The organism is Lysinibacillus sp. CNPSo 3705 (genome assembly GCF_028674935.1).
Classification (GTDB): domain Bacteria; phylum Bacillota; class Bacilli; order Bacillales_A; family Planococcaceae; genus Lysinibacillus.
This window is the reverse complement of record NZ_JAQZSD010000121.1, coordinates 1-5,122: the sequence shown is the minus strand read 5'-3', so window position 1 is coordinate 5,122 and position 5,122 is coordinate 1. Positions and strand designations below refer to the sequence as shown.

The 5,122-nt window shown below is 32.2% G+C and carries 9 protein-coding genes; all 9 read right to left on the bottom strand.

Going from position 1 to position 5,122, the window contains the following annotated elements; all coding sequences use genetic code 11:
* Window positions 1-694 (bottom strand): serine hydrolase domain-containing protein (locus PVA17_RS24280; RefSeq protein WP_274069265.1); only part of this gene is annotated, 694 nt, incomplete at its 3' end.
* Window positions 695-887: 193 nt separating this feature from the next.
* Window positions 888-1,196 carry a hypothetical protein gene (locus PVA17_RS24275; protein WP_274069264.1) on the bottom strand — a complete coding sequence of 103 codons (309 nt, stop codon included), beginning with the start codon at window positions 1,194-1,196 and terminating at the stop codon, window positions 888-890.
* Window positions 1,197-1,248: 52 nt separating this feature from the next.
* Window positions 1,249-1,413 carry a hypothetical protein gene (locus tag PVA17_RS24270; RefSeq protein ID WP_274069263.1) on the bottom strand — a complete coding sequence of 55 codons (165 nt, stop codon included), beginning with the start codon at window positions 1,411-1,413 and terminating at the stop codon, window positions 1,249-1,251.
* A gap of 49 nt (window positions 1,414-1,462) precedes the next feature.
* Window positions 1,463-1,855: a hypothetical protein gene (locus tag PVA17_RS24265; RefSeq protein WP_274069262.1), complete on the bottom strand. Its 393-nt coding sequence runs from the start codon at window positions 1,853-1,855 to the stop codon at window positions 1,463-1,465.
* A 185-nt stretch (window positions 1,856-2,040) separates the two neighbouring features.
* Entirely contained in the window at window positions 2,041-2,328 is a 288-nt protein-coding gene (locus PVA17_RS24260) for a DUF2187 family protein (protein ID WP_274069261.1), read from the bottom strand.
* A 218-nt stretch (window positions 2,329-2,546) separates the two neighbouring features.
* Complete coding sequence (locus PVA17_RS24255; protein ID WP_274069260.1) at window positions 2,547-3,497, bottom strand: DNA-binding protein; 951 nt, start codon at window positions 3,495-3,497, stop codon at window positions 2,547-2,549.
* Between the two features lie 81 nt (window positions 3,498-3,578).
* Window positions 3,579-3,992, bottom strand: coding sequence for a hypothetical protein (locus tag PVA17_RS24250; protein WP_274069259.1), 414 nt, complete (start codon window positions 3,990-3,992; stop codon window positions 3,579-3,581).
* Window positions 3,993-4,225: 233 nt separating this feature from the next.
* Complete coding sequence (locus PVA17_RS24245; protein ID WP_274069258.1) at window positions 4,226-4,450, bottom strand: hypothetical protein; 225 nt, start codon at window positions 4,448-4,450, stop codon at window positions 4,226-4,228.
* A gap of 213 nt (window positions 4,451-4,663) precedes the next feature.
* Window positions 4,664-4,966 carry a hypothetical protein gene (locus PVA17_RS24240; RefSeq protein WP_274069257.1) on the bottom strand — a complete coding sequence of 101 codons (303 nt, stop codon included), beginning with the start codon at window positions 4,964-4,966 and terminating at the stop codon, window positions 4,664-4,666.
* Window positions 4,967-5,122 lie beyond the last annotated feature (156 nt).

Genomic DNA, 5,122 nt, shown 5'->3' with positions numbered 1-5,122 from the left:
AAAATCCATTCTTATGAATAGGAAGTCTCGGGTTAGGAGTCTGAATGGATGTAGCCATTTGAATGATTTCTTTAGGAATAAGCTGTTTTCCTCCCCATTTCCCTTCTCTTAAATGAAGGTAACCCCATAAGGCAAGGTCTTGTGCAGACACATACATATTCATTCCAGAACCATCTACTACATCCGTCTCAGTCCAGAAGGGGTTATCTGTATCGCGAATAGTGTTTGCAATTTTTGAATGGGGTTGACTCATCTTAATCCATTCTGTCGATTGAAAGCCAACTGGTACAATGACCTGCTCTTTTACAATATCAGCAACGGACTGTCCCGTTGTTTTTTTAATAATCGTTGTCAACAAATCAATACTGGGACCTCTATATGCCCATGACTCACCAGGTATATATTCACTTACTAGTTTGCCATCAGCTATTTTAAGTCCATGTGTGTGGGTTAATAAATGACGAATGGTAACTCCTTCATATGCGGATAAATGAGATTCTTCAACAAACTGTTGAATCGGATCATCAATGGAAAAGTAGCCATTGAATATAGCGTATGCAGCAGCAAAACCGATATAAGTCTTTCTTACAGATGCAATGTGGAATTGAGTGTCTGCTTTAACATCTCGAGCATGTTTAGCATTAGACTGTTTACCAAAATAAGACTTTGTTACGATTTTGTCGTTATGGATCATAAATAGAGCAGCACCACTGAGAATGTTATGTCTTTTTATAAATGATGAAAACCAATATCAATCTTTATTATAAATGATCAAACTTTTTTATAAAGCTACACAAACTTCTATATATATATTAAGAAGTTTGGACTTTTTATGTAATTGATGTGTATAGAAATAATAAAGGTGATTAAAAAAATAAAATAGTTGTTTAATTTTTAAAGGCAATATCAACAATTCCCATTAAATATTCAGTACAATGCTCTATTAATTCATTTTCTGTAATCGCCATTTTATTGAAAACTAAGTATAAATTTTTACCACTATCCCCTACATATTTAACGGTGTGATCATCTAATTCAAAAAGGTATATTAATGGTACGTTTTGATAGTCTATTTCGACTTCAACAAGATAAGCACTACCTTGATAATTGAATCGGTATTCTAACATTTTTTTGCATTCAGGCTTCCCAATTATTAATGTTGGTTCATATTTATAATCATTTAGTTGGTATATCATAATATTACTCCTTACTTGTAAAGAACTTTATTATTAGTGGTGTTAAAATAAACTAAACATTGTATGTCATCTTCACAAATTTCTCATTTTTCATTTCAATATGCTCAATTTTTGCATTAGATGGGGCTAGCTCCTTTTTAAATTCATTTTCTTTAAAAATGCTTGTTTTATAAGCTGGACCCACTTTGCCAACTATGATTTCATGAATACTTCTCATATATAAAGTTCCTTTCTCTAGACTTGAACATGTATTCTTGTGGCTATATTTAATGTTCTTCAGAAGAAAATAATGCAGGAACCTTATAAATAGATACTATGCCCTTGCTGTAATTTAAGATTCGAACTGCCTCTAAAAACCGGAATACTGTACGAACACGACTGGCCGCTAAATTGGTTTCTTCACTGATTTCATTTATGTGAACAGGGATTGTCATAGATCGGTCTAACCGCTCCGAAATAAACTCCAATAATATGGTAGCATGCTCTATTAGTAATTTTTTCTTTGAAGATGTGTACGGTAAATTAAGGCATATTATTTTTAAAGCATTTACACGTCTTAAATAAAAATCTTTTTTCCTTGAAGGTGATAGTAAATTATTTGAACTACGGCATTGTAATACCCATTCATGCAACTCCCGCTGCAATACCTGGTGTGTCATAAAATAAACAATCCTTTCTTATCTGTCAAAAAATAGTTGACCACATGGCGAAGATTCGCCACAATACTAAAAATGTACCCACAAAAGCGATAGCACGGAAAAAACATGATCTTATAACAGATACAATTTTCCATGCTATACAAAGTGCAAAAACTAAAAATATTATTGGAACAACATCGGCTAGATTATTCAGATACTGCCCCTCCCTCTCCTAAATCGTTCAAATTATTAATAACTGTGTAATTTTTATGGTTTACCAATGTTATTGGAGATTCAAGTCGAAGTCTCGCTGCATCTGAATCACTAATTGAAACTAAAACAGTGTTTTCACGATACATTTCAACCACGCCTTGTATGATCAAGCCATTTCTCTCGAATTGTATTTTATCTCCGTAGGTTGCGTGATCTCTTTTTAGCTTTTTAGGGAAACATTTAACTTGCTGCATATCCCATGAATTTGAAAGATTTAACATGTTTATTCCTCCCTTTTTGACTACAAAAAACCCCTTCATACACACGAAAAAAGACTGCATGTTTTAGCAGTTTTTTCATGTAGATGAAGGGGTGTTCCCATTCAAATTTAATTGGAAATATTATGTGCTTTATGGGTATTATAACAATCAACATCTGAATGTTCAATAAAATTTTTAAAATCACTTACTGAATGTTAAAGTGCTGGCAAGCAAATGTTTTAGTTTTGTTGTTTATTAAAAAAATCTTGAATGATTTTTTGACCCATTATACTCTCTGTCTTATTTTGCTTACTAGCCAATTCTGATAACTGTTCATGATAAATCTTAGGAAGAACAACCACCACTCGTTTATCAAAGCAGATTACCTGTAACTTATTGTCTAAAAGCTTAATTTCACCGTTATGGGCATAATCATTTAATTCTAAGAGTCTTTGAATATGCTCTGATTCAACAGATACCTTCCAGTCGTTCATTTTTATTCGCCCATTGATACTTTCATCAGTTAATAGTAATTGTGCATTTTCAATACCAAATACATTATAAATAGCATCTACATATAGATAAGCGTTTTTTTCATTCTTAGGTATCGAAAAATTTACATACATTGTGGATCGCACAGTCGGCTTATGTATGTCGTATAATGGTTTAGAGTTGTTAAGATTCTCAAATGGTAAAAATCCAGTCTCAGTGTAGAATCCCCAACGTTTGCCTTCTATCATAACGCGGTATTTTCTTCCGTCTTCATCAACAAACGGTTGTAATAGCGCGATATTCAATTTACTATTATAGAAATTTTTTTTAGTTCTGAAATGTACAAAAGTATTTTCTAAAATAAGTTGGTCCAGTGTTTTCTTTATTTCAGGTGAAATGAGATAAGTTTGTCTCAATCCATGTGTGCCTTTAGGAATTTCAATATCATTTTCTGCTATTATTCTTTTTAAAAGCTCTGGACTTACTTTCCTTTCCTTAGCATAGGAATTTAAACTCATTTGGTTACTTGTATCGGTCATTTTAGCTTTTAATTTGGAAACACTTTCAGCTGTAAAAAGACGTTGGCCATTAATTGCAAATTTTAAATTAGGTTGTTCAATTTCTACAAGGAGTCCTTTTTGAATGTATTTATATACGGTAGACTCAGCGACGCTTAAGGTCTCAACGACTTCTTTCATAGTTAGACCCTCTTCTATTTCCTTCTCTTTATTGTGCATCACATTCATTCCTTTCAAAATTAAACAACTATAAAACCACTTTCAGGTCCTACAGTTAAAAAATTTTCTAACTAAACTTTCTAGATTTTCTTCTAAATAGTATACCAGGGCAGGTTTAGTTCGATTATAAAAATATTGTTTTTGAAAAGCATCGTTGATAGTATTAGAGCTCCAATGAACAGAATCTTTATTACCATTATTCCAAACCGTCATTGAAACACATGTAGTCCTAGTAGCCGCTTCTACTACCATCCAATCTTCATATACACTTCGAACACATATTTTTAAATCATCTACGTTTACCCCAGCTCCTTGCAATAATGGTATCACATGATTGTTTAATAATGTATCCTCATATTTCGGGCAAACCTTTGTAACATGTTCTTTAATAATTTTTATAGATGGCTGGTGATATAGTTCCCCACTAAATAGATCTAGTTGCTCTATTACTTGCATGTATTACAACTCCTAATTAATTCTCTATTTTTAATTTTCGGTGTATTTAAAATAAACGGGCATGATTTAACTTCATTCCCGCTCAACATTCTATTTTTGGGCATTCTTAATAAATGGTGGAATGTCCTCACTTTTTTCTGTTCATTGACTATTTCTTAGCGTTCGTGCTTTTTTCATTCTCTTTACGCCTTTTAGTATGTTGCTCTTACTTTCCGTATCATTTTTTCCTTACGTCACAATTTACTGTTATATTTAATTACAACGTCTAATAATTCACTTTCTAAATTACTTTCAAATGTGATCACAGTCTTACTAGTAAGAAACACTGCAGTGTCTGAAACAAGTTCAATTACTTTAACTATATCATTAACATTTTGTGCATCTTCGAGCGCTAAGTACACTTTGAATGCCCCTACGCTATGTCTATCTGTATATAGTTCATCTTTGCAAATAAGCAATGTAAAACACCTCCTATATTTTTTACAGCACTTTTGTTCAAAATGTTCAGTAGTTGATTTATTTTACTATGTCGCTTATTCGATTACGCCATCTAATAAGATTATTTCTTCATCAATGTGAAATGTGGCACTTCTTTCACATTTCACATTCTTGTAAACACCATTCATTTAACTTTTCGTCGTATCATTCAGTAATTACGTTGTTATATTATTTTATTTCTTTTTATTTAGCCAGTTTAGCCAGTTGTTCACAGCCTTCTGAGGTAAATACATCCAACAGAACACTAAGAACCCCATAGTAGCCAATACAAGCAATCCACCAATCCATACAAAAATAGATGTAGGGAACTTACCATGTTGTATATAATAGCAAGTATTGTAACCGTAATTGTATTCCGGACCAAGCATTACATTGCATTTATAAACGAAATACCATCGTTTAAACCACCATCCTAAAGCTATTATAATGCCAATTAAAACAAATATAATTAAGAATTTCTTATCTTTCTTTTCCATTACTTGTCGTCTCCTTTCTGCACATTTTCTTTCAAACAATATCTATTGAAAGTACCTATTCATGCTTATACATAGATGCATCTTCTGACGTTTGCGTTTCGGTACATAAATTCCTTTTTGTGATAATTATACCATATTTACCTATATGTATTAAAT